The sequence below is a fragment of the Allostigmatella hybrida genome (assembly GCF_020103775.1).
Classification (GTDB): Bacteria; Myxococcota; Myxococcia; order Myxococcales; family Myxococcaceae; genus Hyalangium; species Hyalangium aurantiaca.
Window position 1 is genome coordinate 20,543 of sequence record NZ_JAHXBH010000004.1, and the last position, 19,114, is coordinate 39,656.

The 19,114-nt window shown below is 70.2% G+C and carries 19 protein-coding genes; 9 read left to right on the forward strand and 10 right to left on the reverse strand.

The genetic code is table 11. The annotated features are described in order from the left end of the window. The first annotated feature begins 35 nt into the window (after window positions 1-35). On the forward strand, window positions 36-431 hold the full coding sequence (locus tag KY661_RS09055; RefSeq protein WP_225409825.1) for a GIY-YIG nuclease family protein: 396 nt from the start codon (window positions 36-38) through the stop codon (window positions 429-431). Between the two features lie 10 nt (window positions 432-441). Here KY661_RS09055 and KY661_RS09060 read toward each other — a convergent pair whose 3' ends face one another. Continuing rightward, window positions 442-1,509, reverse strand: a complete 1,068-nt coding sequence (locus KY661_RS09060; RefSeq protein ID WP_225409826.1) for an NADH:flavin oxidoreductase/NADH oxidase — start codon at window positions 1,507-1,509, stop codon at window positions 442-444. Window positions 1,510-1,567: 58 nt separating this feature from the next. Further along, the gene (locus tag KY661_RS09065) at window positions 1,568-1,888 is read right to left on the reverse strand and encodes a DMT family transporter (protein WP_225409827.1); all 321 of its coding nucleotides are present in this window, start codon (window positions 1,886-1,888) and stop codon (window positions 1,568-1,570) included. Window positions 1,889-2,280: 392 nt separating this feature from the next. Between KY661_RS09065 and KY661_RS09070 the strand changes: the two genes are divergently transcribed. Next, window positions 2,281-5,361: an Ig-like domain-containing protein gene (locus KY661_RS09070; protein ID WP_225409828.1), complete on the forward strand. Its 3,081-nt coding sequence runs from the start codon at window positions 2,281-2,283 to the stop codon at window positions 5,359-5,361. 24 nt (window positions 5,362-5,385) lie between these two features. On the opposite strand, the gene hemG is transcribed toward KY661_RS09070, so the two are convergent. Further along, a complete protein-coding gene (gene hemG / locus KY661_RS09075; RefSeq protein WP_225409829.1) occupies window positions 5,386-6,750 on the reverse strand; it encodes a protoporphyrinogen oxidase in 1,365 nt (454 codons plus the stop codon). A gap of 82 nt (window positions 6,751-6,832) precedes the next feature. On the opposite strand from hemG, the gene KY661_RS09080 reads away from it, so the two are divergent. Then, entirely contained in the window at window positions 6,833-7,567 is a 735-nt protein-coding gene (locus KY661_RS09080) for an SDR family oxidoreductase (protein ID WP_225409830.1), read from the forward strand. A 12-nt stretch (window positions 7,568-7,579) separates the two neighbouring features. Here the strand turns inward: KY661_RS09080 and pdxH are convergent, their stop codons facing one another. After that, on the reverse strand, window positions 7,580-8,164 hold the full coding sequence (pdxH, locus tag KY661_RS09085; protein WP_225409831.1) for a pyridoxamine 5'-phosphate oxidase: 585 nt from the start codon (window positions 8,162-8,164) through the stop codon (window positions 7,580-7,582). A gap of 96 nt (window positions 8,165-8,260) precedes the next feature. Here pdxH and glgA point away from each other — a divergent pair, with 96 nt between their 5' ends. From glgA to KY661_RS09100, 3 genes are read left to right on the forward strand one after another with little or no spacing between them, the layout of a single operon-like run. Beyond that, window positions 8,261-9,688, forward strand: coding sequence for a glycogen synthase GlgA (gene glgA / locus KY661_RS09090; RefSeq protein ID WP_225409832.1), 1,428 nt, complete (start codon window positions 8,261-8,263; stop codon window positions 9,686-9,688). Between the two features lie 36 nt (window positions 9,689-9,724). Continuing rightward, window positions 9,725-10,642: a serine/threonine protein kinase gene (locus KY661_RS09095; protein ID WP_075004370.1), complete on the forward strand. Its 918-nt coding sequence runs from the start codon at window positions 9,725-9,727 to the stop codon at window positions 10,640-10,642. Beyond that, window positions 10,642-11,118, forward strand: coding sequence for a hypothetical protein (locus tag KY661_RS09100; RefSeq protein ID WP_225409833.1), 477 nt, complete (start codon window positions 10,642-10,644; stop codon window positions 11,116-11,118). The genes KY661_RS09095 and KY661_RS09100 overlap by 1 nt, the downstream gene beginning before the upstream one ends. A gap of 5 nt (window positions 11,119-11,123) precedes the next feature. Here KY661_RS09100 and KY661_RS09105 read toward each other — a convergent pair whose 3' ends face one another. Then, entirely contained in the window at window positions 11,124-12,527 is a 1,404-nt protein-coding gene (locus KY661_RS09105) for a hemolysin family protein (protein WP_225409834.1), read from the reverse strand. A gap of 54 nt (window positions 12,528-12,581) precedes the next feature. Between KY661_RS09105 and KY661_RS09110 the strand changes: the two genes are divergently transcribed. Then, complete coding sequence (locus tag KY661_RS09110; RefSeq protein WP_225409835.1) at window positions 12,582-13,340, forward strand: pilus assembly protein N-terminal domain-containing protein; 759 nt, start codon at window positions 12,582-12,584, stop codon at window positions 13,338-13,340. A gap of 3 nt (window positions 13,341-13,343) precedes the next feature. Here the strand turns inward: KY661_RS09110 and aat are convergent, their stop codons facing one another. Next, on the reverse strand, window positions 13,344-14,027 hold the full coding sequence (gene aat, locus KY661_RS09115) for a leucyl/phenylalanyl-tRNA--protein transferase (RefSeq protein ID WP_225409836.1): 684 nt from the start codon (window positions 14,025-14,027) through the stop codon (window positions 13,344-13,346). Window positions 14,028-14,037: 10 nt separating this feature from the next. Continuing rightward, window positions 14,038-14,859: an LEA type 2 family protein gene (locus KY661_RS09120; protein WP_263436874.1), complete on the reverse strand. Its 822-nt coding sequence runs from the start codon at window positions 14,857-14,859 to the stop codon at window positions 14,038-14,040. Between the two features lie 84 nt (window positions 14,860-14,943). Here KY661_RS09120 and KY661_RS09125 point away from each other — a divergent pair, with 84 nt between their 5' ends. Continuing rightward, window positions 14,944-15,579 carry a putative metallopeptidase gene (locus tag KY661_RS09125; protein WP_225409838.1) on the forward strand — a complete coding sequence of 212 codons (636 nt, stop codon included), beginning with the start codon at window positions 14,944-14,946 and terminating at the stop codon, window positions 15,577-15,579. 19 nt (window positions 15,580-15,598) lie between these two features. Here KY661_RS09125 and KY661_RS09130 read toward each other — a convergent pair whose 3' ends face one another. After that, on the reverse strand, window positions 15,599-16,624 hold the full coding sequence (locus KY661_RS09130; RefSeq protein ID WP_225409839.1) for a chitosanase: 1,026 nt from the start codon (window positions 16,622-16,624) through the stop codon (window positions 15,599-15,601). 205 nt (window positions 16,625-16,829) lie between these two features. On the opposite strand from KY661_RS09130, the gene KY661_RS09135 reads away from it, so the two are divergent. After that, entirely contained in the window at window positions 16,830-18,008 is a 1,179-nt protein-coding gene (locus KY661_RS09135; protein WP_225409840.1) for a glycosyltransferase 87 family protein, read from the forward strand. Here the strand turns inward: KY661_RS09135 and KY661_RS09140 are convergent. Together KY661_RS09140 and KY661_RS09145 are read right to left on the reverse strand one after the other, a co-directional pair. Beyond that, the gene (locus tag KY661_RS09140; RefSeq protein ID WP_225409841.1) at window positions 17,998-18,399 is read right to left on the reverse strand and encodes an STAS/SEC14 domain-containing protein; all 402 of its coding nucleotides are present in this window, start codon (window positions 18,397-18,399) and stop codon (window positions 17,998-18,000) included. The two genes, KY661_RS09135 and KY661_RS09140, sit on opposite strands and share 11 nt — an antisense overlap. Before the next feature lie 17 nt (window positions 18,400-18,416). Continuing rightward, window positions 18,417-19,106 (reverse strand): STAS domain-containing protein, encoded by a 690-nt coding sequence (locus KY661_RS09145; RefSeq protein ID WP_075004377.1) that lies wholly within the window; start codon window positions 19,104-19,106, stop codon window positions 18,417-18,419. Between the last annotated feature and the right edge of the window lie 8 nt (window positions 19,107-19,114).

Below are 19,114 nucleotides of genomic sequence, written 5' to 3' on the forward strand. Positions count from 1 at the left end.
GTTCCCTTTCTCTTCCCCTCACCTGAAAGACACGCATGTCCTCGAATGATTCCCCCCCGCAGCAGGGTGGCAGGTCGCGGCGTTCCGAGCTGAAGCAGGCCTACAAGGAGAAGCCTCCTCCCATGGGGGTGTTCGCGGTGCGAAACCTCGCCAGTGGGAAGGTGCTGGTGGGCTCGAGCCTCAACCTGCCCGGGGCCCTGAACCGCATCCGCTTCGAGCTGGCCACGGGCATCCACCGCCTGTACCCCGCCCTGCAGGAGGACTGGGCCCGTCATGGCGCGGACCACTTCTCCTTCGAGACGCTCGATGTGCTGGCGCCCCCGGAGGAGCCGGGCGTGGATCCCAAGGAGGAGCTGCGGGTGCTGGAGGCGCTCTGGCTGGAGCGCCTCCGGCCCTACGGGGAGGCGGGCTACAACGCCCCTCCCGGCTGAGGCGGAGCGCTTACCGCTTGGCGCGCTCGTACTGCTGGGGCCACTTCACGTCCGCGCCCAGCTCCTTGGCGGCGTGCAGGGGCCAGTACGGGTCGCGCAGCAGCTGGCGCGCGAGGATGACGAGATCCGCCTGGCCGGAGCGCAGGATGTGCTCGGCCTGGTACGAGGAGTGGATGAGCCCCACGGCGCCGGTGGCGATGCCGGCCTCGCGGCGGACGCGCTCGGCCAGCGAGGTTTGATACCCCGGGCCCACGGGAATCTTCGCGTGGCCCACCACGCCGCCGGACGAGCAGTCCATCAGGTCCACGCCGTCCTCCTTGAGCAGCCGCGACAGGGCCACGGAGTCCTCCACCGTCCAGCCGCCCTCTACCCAGTCCGTGGCGGAGATGCGGACGATGAGGGGCAGCTCCTCGGGCCACTTGGCCCGCACCGCGCGCACGGCCTCCCGGACGATGCGGATGCGGTTCTCGAAGCTGCCGCCGTATTCGTCGGTGCGCTGGTTGGCCAGCGGCGAGAGGAACTCGTGGAACAGGTAGCCGTGCGCCGCGTGCACCTCCAGCAGGCGGAAGCCCGCGGTGTGCGCGCGCACCGCCGTGTCCGCGAAGGCGCGGATGACCTTCTCGATGCCCGCCTTGTCGAGCGCCTCGGGCACCGGATAGGTGGGGGAGAAGGCCTCCGTCGTGGGGCCCACGGGCGTCCAGCCCCCGGCCTCGGGGCGCACCGCGCCGTCGCCGTTCCAGGGCGCCGCGGTGGAGGCCTTGCGGCCCGCGTGCGCGATCTGGATGCCGGGCACCGCGCCCTGCTCGGAGATGAAGCGCGTGAGACGCGCGAGCGGCGCGATGTGCTCGTCCTTCCACAGGCCCAGGTCCTGCGGCGAGATGCGGCCCTCGGGCACGACGGCGGTGGCCTCCACGATGATCAGCCCCGCGCCGCCCACGGCGCGGCTGCCGAGGTGCACGAACTGCCAGTCATTGGAGAAGCCGTCCTCGTACGAGTACTGGCACATGGGGGAGACGGCGATGCGGTTGCGCAAGGTGACGCTGCGCAGGGACAGGGGCGAGAAGAGGAGGCTGCTCATGCGCATCCCATAAACGCATTGCGCCAGGGATGCACGGATTCTCGCACCCCGGGCCCGGTCAGCCGGGGCTGGAGAACTTCATCAGGACCAACCCCGTCACGATCAGGCAGGCCGCCACGGCCCGCATCACCGTCAGATGCTCTCCCAGGAGCACCACGCCGACGATGAACGAGCCCACCGCGCCGATGCCCGTCCAGATGGTATAGGCGGTTCCGAGCGGCAGGCTGCGCATCGCGAGCGACAGCAGGCCGAAGCTTCCGGCCATGACGCCGAGGGTGATGACCGAGGGCCACAAGCGGGTGAACCCCTGCGACTGTTTCATCGCATAGGCCCAGACGATCTCGAGAACGCCCGCGACGAGGAGATAAAGCCAAGCCATATCCAGCCCTCCCAGCATGACGCCGGGCCGTCCCGGACTTAGACCCAATGAGGGGGAGGACGTGGCCTCTCGGACCGCAATGTATTGAGCACCCGGTGTCACGGCAAGCGGGTTTTGCCAGCCTGCCTGGCGAAGCGGTGCTTATGGCTCGTCCGAGGTGGCCTCACACGCCGCGCGGCCCTGTATGAAGAATGCCTTCATGTCTGTCTTTCGGGAACACCCGGTCAGAGAGAAATTATCCGTTCTGGCTGTGTGCTCATGCCGTGACAATCGGGAAAAATTCCTGGCTGTTTGATTCCCTCTCTTCGGCTGGATGTGTTCGATACACTTGGCTGAGCCGTGTCTCACGCAAGCAGGGTGCTGTTTCTCCACACAGGCCTGGAGTTCATTCCATGATGGGTTTGTCTGCTTCCGGCGCTCGCCTCCGTGCGCTGCGCTCCCTGCTGATGATGCTGTGTGTGGGCGTCTGTGGCGCCGCCTGTGAGCCTCCGGCGGAGCCTCGGTCCGCTCCCCTCGCCGCCCGCGCGGACGGGCTGGTGGCGGGGAATGCGAACCTGCAGGTCTTGCTGCTCGATTCGGCGGATCCGATCGCCGAGGGCGCGAACTACCAGTACAAGGCCGAGGTTTTGAACCTGGGGCCCAACGTGGCCGAGCAGGTGTCCGTCACGGTGACCCTGGACACCCGGGCGTCCTTCCAGTCGTTCGATGCCCCGGGATGGGGCTGCACCCCCTCGGGAGGGGTGCACGTGTGGACCTGCACGGTGGCGACGCTCGCCGTGAACGTCTCGCAGAGCCTCACGTTCTCCATGCAGGCCCCGCTTCAGGACGACGTGCTGCTGACCGCGAGCGCCTCGATTACTTCGGCGGGAACCGACCCGGTTCCCGGCAACAACTCCGCATCGCAGGAGACGGTCGTGGGGGAGAACGACGCTCCGGTGAACATCGTTCCACCGCTCCAGACGATTCTCCAGAACACGGAGCGGGTCTTCTCGTCCGCGAACGACAATCGCGTCGCGACCTCGGATCCGGACATCTTCGGAAGGAACATGCGGGTCTTGTTGCAGGTGGCCGATGGCGCCTCTTGCGGCACACTGACGCTCAGCCAGAAGACGGGCCTCGCGTTCATCACCGGAGATGGAACCGCGGATGTGGCCATGTTGTTCACGGGGACGCTGACGAACGTGAATGCCGCGTTGGAGGGACTGAAGTTCACGACGAACCCTGCCTACTCCGGCTCCGCGTCCATCATCTTCTCCGTGCTGGACTTGGGGGGCAGCGGCCTGGGCGGGAACAAGAGTGACAGCGATGCGATCCTCATCAATGTCACGGCGGTGAACCACCCGCCGGTGGCCCAGGACGACAGCTTCTCGGTGCTCAAGGACAGCGGCGCCACGGAGTTGGACGTGCTGGCCAACGACACCACGGCGCCGGACGTGGGCGAGACGCTCTCCATCACGGCGGTCACCCAGCCGGCCGATGGCGCGGTGACCTTCACCGCCACGCGGGTGAGCTTCACGCCGGCGGCTGGCTTCGTGGGCCCCACGACGTTCACCTATACGGTGTCCGATGGGCGCGGGGGCACCGATACGGCCACGGTGACGGTGGCGGTGTCCGAGACGAACAACCCGCCGGTGGCCAATGATGACGCCTTCACGGTGGTGCAGGACAGCGGTGCCACGGAGATGGACGTGCTGGCCAACGACACAGGGGCGCCAGACGTGGGCGAGACGCTCTCCATCACGGCGGTCACCCAGCCCTCGAACGGCTCGGTGACCTTTACCGCCACGCGCGTGCGCTTCACGCCGGCGGCTGGCTTCGTGGGCACCACGGCGTTCACCTATACGGTGTCCGATGGACGTGGGGGCACCGACACGGCCACCGTCACGGTCACCGTCGCTGAGGCCAATCACCCGCCCGTGGCCAACGATGACGCCTTCACGGTGGCGCAGAACAGTGGTGCCACGGAACTGGACGTGCTGGCCAACGACACCACGGCGCCGGATACGGGCGAGACGCTGAGCATCACGGCGGCCACCCAGCCTGCGAATGGCGCGGTGACCTTCACCGCCACGCGCGTGAGCTTCACGCCGGCGGCTGGCTTCGCGGGCCCCACGACATTCACCTATACGGTGGCCGATGGGCGCGGGGGCACCGACACGGCCACCGTCACGGTCACCGTCACCGAAGTGAATTCCCCGCCCGTGGCCAATGACGACAGCTTCTCGGTGCTCAAGGACAGCGGTGCCACGGAGCTGGACGTGCTGGCCAATGACACCACGGCGCCGGACACGGGGGAGACGCTCTCCATCACGGCAGTCACCCAGCCTGCGAACGGCTCGGTGAGCTTCACCGCCACGCGCGCGAGGTTCACGCCGGCTGCTGGCTTCGTGGGCACCACGACGTTCACCTATACGGTGTCCGATGGACGCGGGGGGACCGACACGGCCACCGTGACGGTCACCGTGTCCGAAACGAACAACCCGCCGGTGGCCAATGATGATGCCTTCACGGTGTCCAAGGACAGCGGCGCCACGGAGCTGGACGTGCTGGCCAACGACACCACGGCGCCGGACGCGGGCGAGACGCTCTCCATCACGGCGGTCACCCAGCCTGCGAACGGCGCGGTGACCTTCACCGGCACGCGCGTGCGCTTCACGCCGGCCGCTGGCTTCGTGGGCCCCACGACGTTCACCTATACGGTGTCCGACGGAAAGGGGGGGACCGATACGGCCACCGTGACGGTGACGGTGTCCGAGACGAACAACCCTCCGGTGGCCAATGATGATGCCTTCACGGTGTCCAAGGACAGCGGCGCCACGGAGCTGGACGTGCTGGCCAACGACACCACGGCGCCGGACGCGGGCGAGACGCTCTCCATCACGGCGGTCACTCAGCCCGCGAACGGCGCGGTGACCTTTACCGCCACACGGGTGAGCTTCACGCCGGCCGCTGGCTTCGTGGGCACCACGACGTTCACCTATACGGTGTCCGATGGAAAGGGCGGCCTGGACACGGCCACCGTGACGGTGACGGTGTCCGAGACCAACCAGCCGCCCGTGGCCCGGGATGACGCCTTCACGGTGAAGGAGAACAGCGGCGCCACGGAGCTGGACGTGCTGGCCAATGACACGACGGCCCCGGACGTGGGCGAGACGCTCCGCATCATCGCGACGTCTCAGCCCGCCAACGGCTCGGTCCTCTTCACGGACACGCGGGTGAGCTTCGTGCCGGTGCCGGACTTCGTGGGCACCACGTCATTCACCTATACGGTGTCGGACGGGCGCGGCGGCACCAGCACGGCCACGGTGACCCTCACGGTGACCGAGGAGGACGAGGACGGAGAGGGAGACGGGGGCGCTGAGACCGGAGGCGGCTGCGACTGCAACTCGACGGGAGGCATGGGTTTCATGTCCTTGCTCCTGTTGGCCGGCCTGCCGCTGCTGCTCCGCCGTCGGCAGGAGGGGCAGGCCTGACCGGGGCTGCCGGGCCCTGGCCTCTCACCGGGAGGCCAGGGCATCTCCCAGCGCCGCCGCGTTGCGGATGCAGTCATTGAGCCCCACGCCTTTGTAGGCGTTGCCTGCCAGGTGCAGGCCCGGCAGCCGCGCCAGCGCCGTGTCGATGGCCGCCATCCGTTCAAGGTGTCCCACGGTGTACTGCGGGATGCCTCGCGGCCAGCGGATGACCTCCGTGAAGTCCGGGCTCGCCGCCACCCCGGCCAGCGCGCGCAGCTCCTCCCGGGCCACCTGCGCGAGGGCCTCCTCGTCCAGCCCCACCAGGTCCGGCCGGCGCGCGCCGCCCACCATGCACGTGTAGAGGACGCGCCCTCCCTCCGCGCGGAACGGGAACACCGTGGAGGCGTGGATGGCGCCCAGCAGCCGGCGCTGCTCCAGCGCCGGCACGAGGAAGCCGAAGCCATCCGGCGCGGGCGTCCGTCCGGGCGCGAAGCCCAGGTGCACCACGGCGATGGGCGCGTAGACAATGCCCTTCACCCGCTCGGCGAGCGGCGCATCCAGGGGCTGGAGCAGCTCCGCCGAGACCGGCGCCGGGGCGGTCAACACCACCTGGGAGGCCTCCAGCTCCGCCCGGGCTCCCCCCTCGCGCACCGAGACGCGCCAGCCCTCCGCGGTGCGGGTGAGCCCTTCCACCGCCGCGCCGGTGCGGGCCGCGGGCCCGAGCGCCTGGGCCAGGGCGTCCACCAGCGTGCCCAACCCGCCCTCGAACGTGCACATGGCCCCCTTCAGCTTCGGGCCCTCGGAGGCGGCCTGGCGCTTCGCGCGCTGGGTTCGCACCTGCCCGAGGATGAGGCTGCGGTGCTCGCGCTCCAGTTGCTTCAACACCGGGAAGGCCGCCTCCGCGCTCAGTGCCTCCATGTCCCCCGCGTAGGTGCCCGTCTGCATCGCGTCGATCAGCACCGAGGCCGCCCGCGTCCCCACGTGCCGGCGCCCAAAATCTCCGAGGGATTCATCCCGGCCCGCAGGCCCCCGGCCCGTGAAGAGCTCCGCGAGCACGCGCAGCCGCGCGCTCAGCGGCAGGAGATCCGACTTCAGGAACGCCGGGGGCGAGGCGGGCACGGGCCGCAAGGCGCCGCGTGAGTACACGTAGCGCGACTTCGCCGCCGGATCCGCCATGCGGATCCGCTCCTCCACCCCCAGGCTCGCGGCCAGCTCGCGGGTGGCCGGTTCCCTGTCAAGGAAGCTGTTGGGTCCTGCCTCCGTGGAGAACCCCTCACGGTGTCTGGTCTGGATGACGCCCCCCAGCCGGGGAGCGGCTTCCAGCACGACCGCATCCTTTCCACGTGAGCGGAGGCGATGCGCCAGCGCGAGCCCGGTGATGCCTCCTCCGACGACTGCAATGACGGCCATAACCGTTACTCCTGGGTCTGCGTGCCTTCCTACCTTCAAGGCCGGCCCGTGGGTCAAGCATCACATGTGTTGTGCCTACAGCGTGCGACGCGCGTTAATGCTCCCCATGCGCTACGCCATCTCCGGTGCCAGCCGTGGCATCGGTCTCGAATTCGTCCGGCAACTTCTCGAACGTGGCGACACCGTGGAGGCCGGCGTGCGTGCGCCGGCGGAGGCCAGGTTGCTCGCCCCGTTGGTATACAGCGTGGGGCCCCGGTTGCGGATCCACGAGCTCGATATCACCAACCAAGCCAGCGTGAAGGCGTTCGCCGCGGCCGTGAGTGATGGGCCGCTGGATGTGCTCATCAACAACGCGGGCGTCAGCGGCAAGTGGTGCTCGTTCATGGAGATGGACTACGAGGACATGACCAAGGTCATGGAGACCAACTCCGTGGGCCCCATGCGCCTGTCCGCCGCGCTGATGCCCGCGGTGCTCAAGGGCCCCACGCGGAAAATCATCCACCTGACGACGCGCATGGCCTCGCTCACCGAGAACACCCGTGGGGGCGTCTACGGCTTCGAGGGCGGCGCGTACGCCTACCGCATGTCCAAGGCCGCGCTGAACGTCTGCATGCGCACCATGGCGGTGGACTTCCGGGACCAGGGGCTCATCACCGCCGCCCTCAACCCGGGCTGGGTGCGCACGGAGATGGGCGGCAAGTTGGCCCCCATGCGCCCCGAGGATGCCGTGCGGGGCATGCTGCGCGTCATCGATGACATCACCAAGGAACAGAGCGGCATGTTCCTCGACTTCCAGGGCCGCGAGGTGCCCTGGTAGGCCCGGGGCCGCTCAGGGGTAGAGCATGCGGGTGCGCCAGGTGCCGCCGTCGCGCTCGTAGACGAGCCGCTCGTGCAGGCGGCTCGGGCGGGCGTGCCAGAACTCGATGCGGTCAGGCACCACGCGCAGGCCCGCCCAGTGGGCCGGCCGGGGCACCTGGCCCCCCTCGTACTGGTGCGTCACCGTCTCCACGCGCTCCTCCAGCAGCTCCCGGGACGGCAGGGGCTGGCTCTGGAGGCTGGCCCAGGCGCCCACCTGGCTGCCCCGGGCGCGGCTCTGGAAGTAGGCGTCGGATTCGGCCTCGGAGACGCGCTCCACGCGCCCCTCGATGCGGATCTGCCGCTCCAGCGGGGCCCAGTAGAAGACGAGCGCCGCGAAGGGCTGCCCGAGCAGCTCCTGGCCCTTGCGGCTCGTCAGGTTGGTGAAGAAGACGAAGCCCCGGGCATCGAACTCCTTGAGGAGCACCACGCGCGCGGAGGGGCGGCCGTCCGCACCCACCGAGGCGACGATCATCGCGTTCGGATCCACGGGAATGGCCTTCTTCGCCTGCTCGAACAGGGCGGCGAAGCGTTCGATGGGGTCCTGGGGCAGTTCCATGACGCGCACCCTAACAATCCCGTCCGCCGAGTGAAGGCCAGCGACACACACGTTTGATGGTTGACTCACGGGCGCTACACGGCATGGTGTCAATTCATGAGAATCCTGTTCATCGCCTCGGAAGTCACCCCGTTCTCCAAGACGGGTGGCCTGGGCGACGTGGCGGGGGCGCTGCCCGCGGCGCTTGCCGCACTGGGTCATGACGTCAAGGTGGTCAGCCCCCGCTACTCGGAAGTGACGGACGCCCGGCTCACCCCCACCGGGCACGCGCTGTCGCTGCGCTTTCCCTTTGGCACCCAGGGCGGGCCCATCCTGTCCGTGCGGCTCTCGGAGCGCCACGAGCTGCTGTTCCTGGAGAACGAGCACTTCTTCGGCCGCGCCGGCATCTACCGGGGGCCCTCCGGGGACTTCGATGACAACCACCGGCGCTTCGCCTACCTGAGCATCGGCGCGCTCCAGGCGGCCCAGCGGCTCCAGTTCGTCCCGGACATCATCCACCTCAACGACTGGCAGACGGGGCTGGCGGCGGTGGCGCTGAAGCGCGGCTTCCAGTCCACGCCGCTGTCGCGCGCCCGCACGGTGTTCACCATCCACAACCTGGCCTACCAGGGGCTGTTCGGCAAAGGGGTGATGGAGGATCTGGGGCTGCCCTGGGACTTGTTCACCGCCGAGGGCGGGATGGAGTTCCATGATCAGGTGAACCTGCTCAAGGCGGGCATCGTCTACTCGGACGCGGTGACGACGGTGTCGCCCACCTACGCCAAGGAGATCCAAACGCCCGAGGCGGGGTGCGAGCTGGATGGGCTGCTGCGCCGCTACCAGGGGCGGCTCCAGGGCATCGTCAACGGCATCGACGTGGAGGAGTGGAACCCGGAGACCGACCCGATGTTGCCGGCGCGCTACAGCCTGAAGAGCATGGGCGGCAAGGCCGAGTGCAAGCGGGAGCTGCTGCGGCGCTCGGGGCTGCCCGATGGGGACGCGCCCGTGTTCGGCATCGTCAGCCGGCTGGCGTGGCAGAAGGGCGTGGACCTGCTGCTGGAGGTGCTGCCCACGGCGCTCCAGGCGGACATCCGCTTCGTGGCCATTGGCAGCGGCGAGGCGCAGTACGAGTCGGCCTTCCAGGCGCTCCGGGACCGCTTCCCCGGGCAGGTGTCCGTCTACATGGGGTTCGATCAGGGGCTGTCGCACCTGGTGGAGGCCGGCGCGGACTTCTTCGTGATGCCCAGCCGGTACGAGCCGTGCGGCCTGAACCAGATGTACTCGCTGCGCTACGGCACGGTGCCCATCGTCCGGGCCACGGGCGGGCTGGTGGACACGGTGGAGGGCGGCGTCGAGGGCAACGGCGTGCTCTTCGAGGCGTTCCACCCCTCGGCCTTGCTGGGGGCCTTCCGCCGGGGGCTGGCGCTGTATGCGGATCCGCCCCGGCTGGAGGCCTTCCGCCGCCGGGGCATGGAGAAGGACTTTTCCTGGAAGAACTCCGCCCGGAAGTACGAGGGGCTCTTTGCCTCCCTGCTGAAGGAATAGTGGGGCGGGTGCCGGAAAGCGAAGTAGGCTGCGCGCGTGGCGGAAGCGGACCTTGGAGGATACGAAGTCGTCGGCCGGTTGGCCGTCGGGGGCATGGCCGAGGTGTACCAGGCCCGGGCGCTCGTCACGACGCAGCGTTCTCCTGGGGAGCCCGAAGAGGTGGTGCTCAAGCGGCTCCACCCCTCGTTCCGCAATGACGCCTCCTATGTGAAGGCCTTCGTCGACGAGGCGAAGCTCACCGTCCGCCTGCGCCACCCGAACATCGTGCGCACCTTCCGCCTGTTCAAGGCGGGGCCGGACTACCTGATGGTGCAGGAGCTGGTGAGCGGCCGCACCCTGAGCTTCATGCAGGGGCTGCTCATCAAGGTGGGCACCGCCATGCCCCCGGAGACGGCCTGCTACATCGCCTGGTGCGTGCTCAAGGCGCTGGACTACATCCACCGCGCGAAGGTGGGCGAGGGCGGCGCCACCATCGTCCACCGCGACGTGAACCCCACCAACATCCTCCTGGGGGTGACGGGGGACGTGAAGCTCACCGACTTCGGGGTGGCCGAGGTGGAGGGGATGATGGGCGGGGAGGCCGGCGCGCTGCGCGGCACGCTGGCGTACATGAGCCCGGAGCAGGTGCTGGGGCTGGCGGTGGATGCGCGCAGCGACTTGTACTCGGTGGGCGTCATCCTCTGGGAGCTGCTCGCCAACCGGAGGCTGTTCGCCGGAGAGGGGGGCGAGGCGGAGCTGATGCACCGGGTGCGGGATGCGCGCGTGCCGCTGCTGTCCTCGCTGGGCGTGGAGCTGCCGGACTACGCCGTCCAGGTGGTGCGCAAGGCGCTGTTCGCCGACAAGTCCCGCCGCTTCCAGACGGCCGCGGAGTTCATCAAGGCGCTCGAGGTGCTGGCCCAGCGGTCGGGCTGGCCCCTCACGGTGGATGCGCTGCGGCCCCTGCTGGGCGGGTGATGGGCGTGCGCGGGGCACTGCTGGCCTTGCTGCTGCTCGCCGGGTGCCGGGGCGTCTCCCTGAGCCCGGTGGCCTTCGACGAGGCGGCCCACGTGGAGGCCCTGGCGCTGAGCTTCCAGCCGGATGGCTCGGGGCTGCTCACCTTCCGGCTGGCGGTGCACAGCCCCACCTCGGAGTCCCCCCTGCTCACGGCGGTGGACTTCGAGCTGATGGTGGAGGGGCAGCGGCTGGCCACGGGGCTCCAGGGGGTGGAGGTGCCGCTGGAAGGCGGCGGGCCCGCGCGGACGGTGGAGGTGCGCTTTCCGCTCGTCAGCGGGGAGGCGCCGGGCTCGCCCAGCCCCGTGGCCCGCCAGGTTCAGCTCCGCGGCGGCGTGTCCCTGCGCTACGGGGGGCGCACCGTGCGCCGGGCCCCCTTCCGCGCCGAGCGCCTCCTGCCCCTGCCGTGGGTGCCGCTCGCGGCCCCGTCCCGGGAGTAGGGGGCTCACGCCTTGGCCGAAGGGGCCGCCGTCCCGGACCGCAGGTCGCCCGGCCCGTCTCCGGGGCCGTCTCCAGTGCCTTCCCTGTCCTTGCCGTCCCGGTCCTGCGAGTCCTTGTCCTTGGCGGCCGGGGTGCCCTTGAGCCGCACTAACCGGACGCGGTCGACGCGGGCGCCTTCCTTCGAGGCCACGGTGAACTGCCAGCCGCCGTAGGTGAAGCGCTCGCCCACGTCCGGCAGGTGCCCCGCCAGCGACGAGAGGAAGCCGCCCAGCGTGTCGAAGTCCCCCTCGGGCAGCTCGAAGCCGAACGCCTTGGTGAAGGACTCCACCTCCAGCGCCGCGTCCACCAGGAAGCTGCCGTCGGCCTGCTTCTCCACCAGCTTCTCCTCCACCTCGAACTCGTCGCCGATGTCGCCGACGATTTCGCGGAGGATGTCCTCCAGCGTCACCACGCCCATGAAGCCGCCGTACTCATCCACCACCATCGCCATGTGGATGCGCCGCTTCTGCATGTCCCGCAGCAAGTCGCCAATGGGCTTCATCCACGGCACGAAGTGCGCCGGGCGGATGACGTCTGGCAGGACGATGAGCTCCGGGTGCTGGAGCAGGGGAATCAAGTCCCGCGCGTGGAGGATGCCGACGATGCGGTCCACGTCGTCCCGGTAGACGGGGATGCGCGAGTGGTTCTCCTCCGCCAGCAGGCGCAGCACCTCGGTGGGCGGCGTGGACAGCTCCACCGTCACCACCTCCGTGCGCGACACCATCACGTCCCGGCAGCGCTTGTCGGACAGCTCGAAGATGGAGCGGATGAGCTGCGGGGCGCTCTTGTCCACCTCGTTGTTGGCCGCCTGGGCCGCCAGCAGCTTCTCCAGCTCCTCGAGCGGCGGCGGCGGGGCCTCGAAGCGCAGCGTGCGGCCGAAGGTGCGCACCACCAGGTTGAGCAGCGCCATCACCAGGCGCATGGGCGGGTAGAAGAAGAACACCAGCACGGAGACGAGCCCCGACAGCCGCAGCGCCCAGCGCTCCGCGCCGCCGTTGGCCAGCCCCCGCATCGTCACGTCCAGCAGCGTGGCCACCACGCCCACGAACAGCGCCCCGGCGGCCACCGTGGCCAGCGGCAGCCAGGCCTCGTCGCCCAGGCGGTTGAAGTCCAGCAGCCGCGGGGGCACGAAGGCGCCAATGGCCGCGGCCAGGAAGCCGCTGAGCACCATGCCCAGCCGCAGCGCGGTGGCGGTGGCCTCGCGCTCCGTCTTGTGCCGCAGCACCCGCTTGCCCGCGTTGCCCTGCGTCTCGGCGAGTTCCTGGGCGCGCAGGTCAGAGGTTCCGTAGAGCGCGGATTCGGCGGCGGCCACCAGCGACCGCAGAAAACAGAGGGCCAGGCAGGCGGCCCAGAGAGCCCAGGTTGGCATGGAGCGCCCTTCTTATCCTGTGATAGGGGGCCATACCACCTTGCCGGAGGCCCGATGTCCGCACCTGCGCCCTTTGCCGCCCGCCTCAGGGCAGGGTGGCTCGCCGCCCTCCTGTGCCTGCCGGTGCCCGCCCTGGCCTGGCCGGTGGACATGCGGTTTTCCCTGGAAAGCGGAGGAGACCGCTTCCACAAGCTCTCGGCCGTGGACTGGGTGGAGGTGGAGGACCCCGCCATCGCCACCGCCGAGGTGCTGTCCGGCAGCAACGAGCTGCTGCTGACGGGCAAGCGCCCCGGCCGCACGCTGCTGTTGCTCTACGCAGAGGGGAAGTTCGCCGTCTGGCAGCTCACGGTCTCCGAGCCCGGGGCGCGCCCGGCGGGCCCCGCCTCGCCGGAGCTGCTGGCCGCCGCGCGCAAGGCGTGCCCGGGGCTGGAGGCGAAGGAGGCCCCGGAGCGCCTCCTCACCGTCACCGTGAAGGATGCCGCGTGCCGCACGGCGCTCCTCCCGTTGTTCCAGGGCGACACGTGGTTGGCGCGCGAGCTGGAGCTCACCTTCGAGCTGCCGGTGCTCCAGGCGCAGCTGGCGGCCATGGGGCCCCGGCTGAAGGCGCTGGGGCTGGAGGCGCGCTACAGCGGCGCGGGGCTGGTGCTTCAGGGCACGGCCTCTGCCGAGGCCCACCGGCGCGCGCTCTGGGAGCTGTTCCGGCAGTCCGTGGGCCGCGTGGCCCTGGAGGACCGGGTGAAAGTGGAGCCCCCCGAAGCGCCTCCCGAGGGGCAGGACGCGGGGACGCCCGATGCGGGCCCCCGCGCCCGGTGAGCCCTACGTCCACGGGCCGCGGCGGGTGGGCACCTTGAGCGCCTCGGCGAGCGCCCCGAGGAAGCGCTTGCGCGGCCAAGGCTCGGCGCCGAAGCGGGCCAGGTGCTCGGTCTCCACCTGACAGTCGATGAAGTGGAAGCCCCACGCCTTCAGGCGCTCCACGGAGGCGGCGAAGGCCACCTTCGAGGCATCCGGCGCATGGGCGAACATGCTCTCGCCGAAGAAGGCCGCCCCCAGGGACACGCCGTACAGGCCGCCCTTCAGCTCCCCGTCCGCCCAGGCCTCCACGGAGTGCGCGAAGCCCAGCTGGTGCAGGGCGACGTAGGCCTCCCTCATCGCATCGGTGATCCACGTGCCGTTCTGGCCGGGCCGGGGCGCCTCGGAGCAGGCGGCGATGACGTCCTCGAAGGCCGTGTCCCAGCGCACCTCGTAGGTGCCCGCCTTCATCGTCTTGCGCAGGCTGCGCCCCACGTGGAGCTTGTCCGGCTCCAGCACGAAGCGGGGGTTGGGCGAGTGCCAGAGCAAGGGCTGGCCCTCGCTGTACCAGGGGAAGATGCCCTGGGAGTACGCGGTCAGCAGGCGCTCGGGGCTCAGGTCCCCGCCCACCGCCAGGAGGCCCGAGGCATCGGCGCGGTCGGGCGGGGGAAAGCTCTGCGGATCTTCCGGATCAAGCAGGTAGATGGGCACGGCGGGACGGTCAGCGGGAGGTGTTGATCTTCACGCTGCCCTCCAGGGCGTAGGGCACCTGGAGGTGAGGGCCCTTCAGCTCGCCCTGCATCCGGTAGGGCAGGGTGCCCGTGGCGATGAGCTTCTTCACCTCGGGCCCGAAGGACTCCTTCGTCACCGAGGCCTCCACCGGGTACACGCCCGTGGCGGACGGATCCACCGTGTCGCCCTTGGCCAGCGTGCCCTCGCCCAGCGATTTGCCGGCCACCTGGAGGCTGTAGGTGAGCGCGTCCACCCGCAGGGGGAAGGGGTTGGGGTTCTTCACGCCCACCCGGACGATGAGGTTCACCTCCTCGTCCGAGTAGCGCGCCCCATCCAGGCTCTCGATGACGAGGGTGGGCAGCCGCGGCACGCGCACCGCGCGCGAGGCGGCGAAGGGCACCGTCTCCACGGCCTCGCCCGAGCGCACCGTCAGCGTGCCCCGCAGGGCGAGGAGCAGCGTGCCGCCCCGCTCGCTCAGCGCCCGGAGGTCCTCCGGGCCCTTCACGTAGGAGGCCTGCTCCCGGAAGGAGAAGGCGGTGGGCTGGCCGGGCACCAGGCGCGCGTTGAGCGCCGCCGAGCCCGTCTTCACCACCACCCCGTCGGAGACGAGCTCGTAGTCGGCCTTCTCCAGCACGGCCTCGCCGGGCGTGGTGAGCTGGCCGGCGTACTGCACCGTGGCGTCGGTGAGCGTCTGCGCGGGCACGGTGGTTTCCTGGGCGGCGAGGGCCGCGGGGCCCGCGGGCCGGGGGGGCGCGGAGGCACAGCCGAGCCAGAGGCAGGCCAGAAGGAGGGGAGCACGGGGAACGGGCAGGCAGGAGGAGGGCTTCACAGGATGACATTGTGGGCCAGCCCCCCGGCCCCGCCCAGGGCTTTTCCGCTAGAGTGTCCACCACTCGTGGTCACCCGCCGCCCCAACTTCAACAAAGCGCTCCGAGCCCTCATCCGGGACATCGCCACCCGCATGCCGGAGTTCCACCATGTGAAGGCCCAGCGCATCGTGCTGGTGGCGGGCGAGGCGCGCCGGGCCTCTCGCGGCACGGTGAAGCCCCTGTGCTTCCGGGGCGGCAAGAGCGTGGACCGGGGCGGCCGGCGCAAGCCCATCGTGCGCATCAAGGGCCGGCGCATGCTCTACTGCATCACCCTGCGCCCGCTGTTCTTCCGGGGCTCCACCGCCCAGGCGCGCATCGAGACCATCATGCACGAGCTCTTCCACTGCTCGCGCCGCTTCGATGGCACGCTGCACGCCGGCCGGCGGCACGACGTGCTGGGCAAGGACTTCGCCCGGCGCCTGCGGCCGCTCGTGCGCCGCTACCTGAAGGGGTGCTCCCGGGAGCTCAAGGCCGCGTTCGCCCACAACGGCGAGGTGCGCGTGCTCCAGTGGCTGGAGCGCCCGGGGCCCGCCTACATCCCGGGCTACTCGCGCGTGCGCAAGGTGTACACCGAGGATCAGCTCTACTACGGCATCGCCCGCATGGTGACGCCCAAGCCCCGCGTGGCGCGCGCGGCCCCGGCCAGCCCCAAGGGGTACTGAGCCCCCGGGGCGCGCGGCCTCAGCGGCACGAGTAGAGGTACGAGCCGGGCGTGCTCCAGCGGCCGTCCGGGTGGAGCGTGCGCACCGTGAAGCCGCTGTCCGGGTAGGCCCCGTTCCAGCAGTCCCGGGCGCGCACGTCGTTCTGCACCGCGGAGGTCAGCTCCCAGTTGCCGCGCCGGCGCTGCTTCTCGTAGGTGGCCACCCGGTCGATGGCGTAGCGCCCCTCGGGGTCCGCGGCCAGGGTGTCCCGGCGCTGCTCGAGGAAGCCCTTGAGCCACGCGTCCTCGCTGGTGCCCTGGAGCCCCACCGCGGGCGAGGCCTGGCCCGAGAGGCCCAGCGAGGCGTGGGTGCGCTGGAGCATTCCGCGCACGCCCTCCTCGCCGTGCTGGAGGAAGGCGTCATACAGCGCCGCCTTCGACAGCGCCGTGGCGAGGCCCCACGTCTGGGCCTCGCGCATCGCGGCCTCGTAGGCCTGGGCGCTGGAGGCGGCGTGGGGGAACACGCCGGGCTCTGGGGTGTTGTGCTCCCAGATGCGCGAGAGCGCCTCCACGAGCGCCTTCTGGGAGGCGCTCAGGCCCTCCTTCCCGTCCACCGCGCCGGCGCAGCGGGCCGCGCGAACCTGCACCTGGCTGGCGGTGAACGAGGAGGAGGAATCCGTGAAGTAGGAGAAGGTGTAGGAGGCATCCACGCCGATCGTCAGGTGCGGGGCGCTGGTGTACTTGCAGGTGCCGCGGTCCTGGAGGCGCGTCCACCCGGGGGGGCCGTCGCCGCACGTCACCCCGTCCGGCACGCTGAAGGAGAGCTGCGGGCTCTGGATGTCGCTGGAGCCGGTGTTCTTGAAGGTGATGGAGCCCCAGGACTCCGAGCCCATGTGGGTGCTGGTGGTCAGCGCGTACGCGCAGGCCTCGAGCTCCCCCGCGCCCGCCTCCGGGCCCTCGCCCGCCGGGTCCATGCCCGCCCCGCAGGCGATGAGGGTGGTGGTCATCCCCAGCCGCGCCAGGCGGCGGCCCACGGTCCAGAGCGTCTCGTGCCGGCGGGTGTCCATGTTCCAAGGTCCTCCAGAGGGGCCCCCGGGGTGGGGGCAGCTTCAAGAAGAGGTATAAAATTAAATCTTCACTGAATCAAGGCAATTCCTCCCTTCCCCGCCATGACTGTAATGCGAGGTAGGTGTCATCCGTGTAGAGTGCGCGCGCGTGTCCGTTCCGACTTCTTCTGTGTCCGTCTCTCCCCGGCTTGGGTTGTGGCATTGGATGGCCTTCCTGGTGGGGGTGGTGCCGCTGGCGGTCTACGCCTTCTCGCCGCGAGCGGGCGATCTGCCGCTGTACTTCCGGACGGCCCACGCCTTCCTGCAAGGGGCGGTGCCGAACCAGGACTTCCGCTTCGAGTACCCGCCCTACGCGCTGCTGTGGTTCGTGCCGGCGGCGTGGCTGGGCCCCACGCTGCCCTCCTTCATCCCGCTGTTCGGGCTGCAGCTGGCGCTCTTCGACGCCTTCATCAAGTGGCTGCTGCTGTCCGAGGGCGTCAAACGCTGGGGCCACGGGTGGCGCTCGTATGTGCCCTGTGGCGTGTACGCGGTGGCCAGCTGGGTGCAGAGCATCCACTACCTGAAGCGGTACGATCTCATCCCCGCCGCCTTCGTGCTGGTGGCGCTGGTGGCGCTGGCGCGGCGGCGCGAGGGGCTGGCCGGGTGGGCGCTCTCGGTGGGGGTGGTGACGAAGCTCTACCCGGTGGTGCTGGTGCCGCTGGCGCTGGCGGTGTGCTGGCGCCGGGGCACCTGGCGGCGGCTGGTGGTGGGGCTGCTCGCCGGGGGGCTGCCGCTGGTGCCGCTGAGCGCCTTCTGGCCGTGGTGGAACTTCGCCTCGTTCCATGTGGAGCGGGGGCTCCAGGTGGAGTCCCTGGGGGCCTCGCTGCTGTGGGCCGCGCACCGGCTGGGCTTCGCCCCGGGGGTGGCGTGGGTCCATGCCCCGGCGGCCTACGAGCTGCACGGGGCCGCCGCCGAAGCGGTGAAAGTGGTCTCCCGGTGGGTCTGGGTGGCCGGCTCGCTGGCCGCCGCGGCGGTGGGGCTCGCGGCGGTGCGCCGGCGCCTCCCCGAGCGCACGGAGGACTGGGCGCGGCTGGCCCTGGGGCCGCTCATCGCCTTCGTGGCGCTCAACCCCGTGCTCAGCCCGCAGTACCTCGTCTGGCTGGTGGGCGCTGCGGGGCTCGCGCTGCTGTCCGGCTCGCGGTGGGCTCCGGCGACGCTCTTCGTGACGGTGCTGCTCACCCGGGCCCTCTTCTCGGGCAACGGCAACTACGGCAAGGGGCTCACCGGGCCGTACACGGTGCTGCTGCTCACGCGCAACGGCCTGCTGGTGGCCGTGGGCATCGCGCTGGTGTGGGAGGTGTGGCGGACGCGGGAGGCCCGGCCCGAGGGGGCGCTCAGCCGTTAGGGGGCAGGGCCCGCTGCTGGGCGATCCACTCCCGGGCTTCCTGCTCGGTCTCCACGAAGACCGTGCTCACGGTCGTGCGGCTCATGAGCACGTAGGCCCGGTTGAGCATGTTGAAGAGCGTTCGCATGGAGAAGCTGGCGCCGAAGAACACCATGGCCTTGTACGGCACGTGGGTGGGGGCATGGCCCAGCCGCTTGCGTGTCTCCGGCGACAAGCCCGTGCCCAGGCGGAGGTCTCCCAGCAGGTAGAGGAGGCCGTGGCGGGCATGGAGCTCCTCCACGAAGTCATGCATCCCCTGCTGATCCTTCGGCTCGATGTCGCCCCGGAAGACGAACCTCACGACGTCCGGTGCCTCGAACGCGATCGTATGCTGGCCGAATTGCCGTTCCATGAAGGGCTCCTTGCGCGTCACCGGGGGGCGGGCGCCGTGCCCAGGCGCTTGCGCAGGTAGAGGAAGCACGCGCGCAGGCCTTCCTTGAGGCTGCCGAGTGTCTGGACGTCCCGCAGGTCCACGCCAATCTGCACCAGCGTCTGGGCAATCATCGGGCTGATGCCCGTCACCACACAGTGGGCACCGAGCAGCCGCGCGGCCTTCACCATCTTGATGAAGTGGTTGGCCGTCATGGTGTCCACCACCTCCACTCCGGTGATGTCGATGATGACGCAGCGGGCCTTGTCCTGGACGATGCGGTGCAGCAGCCGCTCGGTCATCTCCACCGAGCGCTGCGTGTCCACCACGCCGACGATGGGCAGCGTGAGGATGTCCTCCCACAGCTCGATGATGGGGGTGGACAAATCTTGAATGGCCATGCGCTGCTGCTCGATGGTGGTGAGCTTCTCCTCCAGCTCCCGGTTGCTGGCGGCCAGGCGCGCCAGGGTCTCGTCGTTCTCCTGGCGCGTGCTGGCCAGCTCGCGCGCGAAGATGTTGAGCGTCTCCTCCAGGACGGCGAACTCATCCTGCGTGTCGATGGGCAGCGTGGTGAACTGGGGCTCGAGGCGCCCCACGGCAATCATCGACAGCACGTCGATGATGCGGCCGATGCGCTCGGGGCTGATGGTGAGGGGCTTGTCCAGGGGGAGCAGCGGAGGGTGGGCCATCGGTGCGC